Origin of the sequence: Candidatus Magnetobacterium casense (assembly GCF_019173545.1) — a bacterium.
GTDB classification, from domain to species: domain Bacteria; phylum Nitrospirota; class Thermodesulfovibrionia; order Thermodesulfovibrionales; family Magnetobacteriaceae; genus Magnetobacterium; species Magnetobacterium cryptolimnobacter.
Window position 1 is genome coordinate 1 of sequence record NZ_JABXWD010000302.1, and the last position, 4,134, is coordinate 4,134.

Below are 4,134 nucleotides of genomic sequence, written 5' to 3' on the forward strand. Positions count from 1 at the left end.
ATGGCATTTTTACGGGGTCAAGGGGACTGGTCCCCTTGCGGGGGGTTCTGAAGGGGGGCGGAGCCGCCCCTTTCTTTCTTTGTATCGCATGCAATCGAAACGCTCTATATATCTTATTTTTGGTGGGTAATGTCAGATTTGTTATGGAAGGCAGATTTAGAGGGGTGGGCAAATCATAGAACAGATCTCTGATTACACAGTTATATGCAAAACATTAGACGCTATCGGGGATTATGGTAATACGCCCTGCATTGGCGTCCAGCTCGACCACAGAGCCTACGGGCAAGACAGTGTTCGGGCAAAAGTGGCCAAAGTCCTCAACCTTCAGGATCGGGAAGTCATAGCCGTCCGTAAACTCGGCCAACAGTCTCTCCATCTGCCGCATCTCAGGATGCGTTACCTGCATACTGTAGTTAAATCCCACAAGCACCCCCCTGACACCCTCAAAAACCCCCATATGCCTAAGCACCTCAAAGTACCTCAGACAGCTCTCCGGCGTAATGCGATAGGACTCGATAAACAGGATCGAATCGGTAAAGTCAGGCCAAAACTCCGTATCGGCCAACTTCAAAAGACACCTCAGATTGCCCCCAAGCAACCTCCCCCTGCCCACCCCGTGGCGTATGGCAGTGCGTCCCCTACGTGGTTTCACATCGCCCGCCTTGCCAAGACATAGCCTGTTGATCAGCTCCTGCCTGTCATAATCGTCCGGTTCTGCGTTGACGCCAAGACGCACGTTGTTGCCATGGTAGGTGACAAGTCCCGTCCTGTGATGTATGGCATTTAAAAACACCGTCACATCACTGAGTCCCATAAAAATCGTGGGATTTGCCCCTATGATGTCCATGTCGCAATGCGGCAAGACTTGTTCGGCGCTGTTGCCACCCTGCGTTGAAAATATCGCCTTGATATCATCCCTGCCGAAAAAATGATTTATATCCTCCGCCCTCTCCCCAGGTACGGGTGAGCCGATATGTCTCCCCACCTCAGTGCGAAACCCAAGACGCTCCAGGTACTCGATCCCCCTGCGTAGATCATCGCAATAACAAAGCGGATCAGAAGGCGAAACTATACCAATGGTATCGCCAGGGTTAAGAATTGATAAGTACCTGCCCATAATTAATTTTATACGTAAAGAAGAAAGAAAGGGGCGGCTCCGCCCCCCTTCAGAACCCCCTGCAAGGGGGCCAGCCCCCTTGACCCCTTTATGGGCATTTTTGTTATCAAATGACTACCATTACTACAAGTTGCTACCGAAAGCACTGCGGGTCTTGCTGAAGATAGTCGCCCGTCAACGCATATGCAATGGCACGGCAACCACCACACTGCCATCTCATGGGGCACCGTCCGCATTTGCCTTTGAGCCTGTCCCTGTCTCTTAGCTGGTTTAGGACATCTGAGTTGTAGATATCGGCCAGGTTGTCTGTCATGACATTTCCAAGGGGTATGGGCAAACGCCTGCATGGATAGACCGTCCCGTCGCTGTCAATACAGATGCCGTTGTAGCCTATCGAACAACCGTTTAGCAGATGCGGGTTGCAGCGCTTGAAGTAGGGATGCCACAGGGGGTCACGCATGGGCTTGGATACGGGGTGTTTGTCGTCCGCCTTCAGCACATGAAATATCTTAAACAGACGTTTGGTCTCTTTCACCGTCAGGACATCGCCACTCATCCGGCTGCCGACACCAATGGGGACAAGCCGGGAGAAGGAAAACCTGTCGGCATATTGCCGTGAAACGTCCCAGACGGACTTGAGACTCAGGTGGTTGTGCCCTGAGACGGTCATCATAAATGTGACGGGGACGTTATTGTTTCGCAGGTGCATGGCGCCTTCCGTTGCCCGTTCAAAGGCGTTGTTGCTGCCTCTGAGTTCATTATGCACGGAGGCGTCGCCATCGATGGATATCTGGACGGTACTACACCCCGTCCGTTGCAGGGCGGAGGCGACCTCTGCGGTTATCAGCGTCCCGTTTGAGAGCACACGCGTTGGTAGGCCGTCTTTCCGTGCCTGAAGCAACAGCGGCATCAGTGACCCGGATAGAAACGGCTCCCCTCCGGAGAACTGAATCCGCCCCTTTATGCCCTTCTGTCTGAGAAAGTCCTTATACTTAGCAAGGATCAGAAACAGGTCGATTTCGTCCAGTTCAGCCCTGCGCTGTTGCACATAGCAGTGGGCGCAACTGAGGTTGCACTGGCTGTTTATATGCCACTGGAGATAGAAATACGGATCAAAGCCGGATATCCTAATCACCGCCCCCACCGCAACCGCCACAGCCCCCGCTACCGCCTCCGTCACCTCCTCCGCTGCTGCAACTGCTGCAACTACTACTACTGCTGCCGCCTGAGCACGAACTACACGCAGTACTCGTCCCTGCGTGCATCGCCCGGGCGTAAGAGATGCTTGGCAACAGCGGGTCATATATCGTACCCTCCAGGATGGACAGCCCGGCTATGGCAACGGTGTAACCCAACAGTGGATTGTATTGCTGATCGCGTGTCAGTATCATGCGCTCCCTGTCTACGGCTTGTTCAAAATCGGACAGAACTTTCTTGGCTCTGGGTGATTTAACTGTTGACATCAAAAAGACAATCGCCCAGATTGTGCATATCATCGGCACGGTAAGGGACAGCACAATGACGCCAGTGCCAATCCCCAGGTTGCTTCCCATTGCAATAAGGGCAATCACAGCCAGTATGCAGGTAAACAACACCGTAGAAAAGAAAGACTGCTTGTCATAACTGCCCAGGAGACATCCCTTTCGTATCAGAGCGTCGATGATTCCTTTCTTAAAGGCCTTTATTGCACCGCTGTTGGTGACGAAATCCCTTAATGTCGCAGGACGGCTGAAAAATGACACAACACCATACTCGTAGGAGGTGGTGATGGTTTTGAGTTCTTTATCGTTTGCCTTCTGCGATATATGTTCTCTTTCTGCCGCCTGCTGCAGCGCTCCCCTCTGTATCAGGTCAAAGACCGCTACACAAACGGCATGTTTGAAGCCCTTTTTCAGATATGCAACTTCGGTCGGTGTGGGCTGTTGAGCATCCATGATTGGTGGCTGAGACAGTCTCAACCGCTTAACTACGCTGACGATTACGGCAAACAGGGAAATGGCTAACCAGGCAATAAAAAACGATAACTTATGGCCGCTGATTGCCGGGCTGAGTGTCAGAGTAAGGCTCCTGGTCTTTAGCGGCGCCTGCTCCATTACGATTATCTCCTTACCGGCGGCGTCAGTTTCTGTCGTGTAGGGGAGATTGGCCGAAACACTACTGTAATTGTACTTATCGGGCAACACAAAGGAATATCTGGCCCTGTTAACGGGGATACTCCAGTTGCCAAGCCATCGGGCATCAAACTGACTCGAAAACACCCCGTCCTTCAACGCCCCTTCGAGCAGTAAACTTAGGGTAATAACCTTTTGGCCCCGGACAGGGGGGAAGGTGAAGCTGATCTTCGTCTCACGGAGTTTATCAACACTAAAGTGGATATCACCGTGTTTATCCCTGACACTCACATGGCTGACCTTGTCCGTGCCTACGAACTTGAATCCATTGCTGAGTGTCTGGTTGGTGGCGTCATATGTGATCTTCAGGGTGACGGCAACATCCTCAAGTTGTCCTGATTCATTGGGGACAACCCTAAATTGCGCCTCGTAGTCGCTGACAACAACAGCGCCATTGGCTTGCAGGCTGCACAGAAACACGATAGAGAAAAGAAACAAAAAAATAAAATGACCTCGTCTCATATGACCAAACCTCCTGTTGTTTTTTTTATACACATATATTATAATATATTCGGTCAGTAAATAGTGCGGGCGTAACTCAGTGGTAGAGTGAAAGCTTCCCAAGCTTTAGGCCGCGGGTTCGAATCCCGTCGCCCGCTTATTAAGAATAAAGAGTATCCTCTTTATAGTTCATGGTAACAAAAGAAAGAAGGGGGCGGCTCTGCCCCCCCCTCAGACCCCCCTGCAAGGGGACCAGTCCCCTTGACCCCTTCCTGCGAAACCTTTTACCATGCTTTTTTAATTTGACAATGTCACATTCAAGTAACCATCAGGGATTGTCTGAACTAGGATTACACAGATTAAAGGATTTACAGGATAAAGACATGAGGTCTTCTTTAACACAAA

At 51.1% G+C, this 4,134-nt stretch carries 3 protein-coding genes and 1 tRNA gene; 1 reads left to right on the plus strand and 3 read right to left on the minus strand.

Features of this window, described 5'->3' with window-relative positions; all coding sequences use genetic code 11:
- Positions 1–214 precede the first annotated feature (214 nt).
- From HWQ67_RS13705 to HWQ67_RS13715, 3 genes are all read right to left on the minus strand, one after another.
- Positions 215–1,117, minus strand: coding sequence for a S66 peptidase family protein (locus tag HWQ67_RS13705; protein ID WP_218253253.1), 903 nt, complete (start codon positions 1,115–1,117; stop codon positions 215–217).
- A 133-nt stretch (positions 1,118–1,250) separates the two neighbouring features.
- Positions 1,251–2,297, minus strand: a complete 1,047-nt coding sequence (locus HWQ67_RS13710) for a radical SAM/SPASM domain-containing protein (RefSeq protein ID WP_218253254.1) — start codon at positions 2,295–2,297, stop codon at positions 1,251–1,253.
- On the minus strand, positions 2,245–3,750 hold the full coding sequence (locus HWQ67_RS13715; RefSeq protein WP_218253255.1) for a TIGR04222 domain-containing membrane protein: 1,506 nt from the start codon (positions 3,748–3,750) through the stop codon (positions 2,245–2,247). Before HWQ67_RS13715 ends, HWQ67_RS13710 begins: the two co-directional genes overlap by 53 nt.
- Before the next feature lie 65 nt (positions 3,751–3,815).
- Here HWQ67_RS13715 and HWQ67_RS13720 point away from each other — a divergent pair.
- Positions 3,816–3,887, plus strand: a tRNA-Gly gene (locus HWQ67_RS13720).
- The last annotated feature ends 247 nt before the right edge of the window (positions 3,888–4,134 follow it).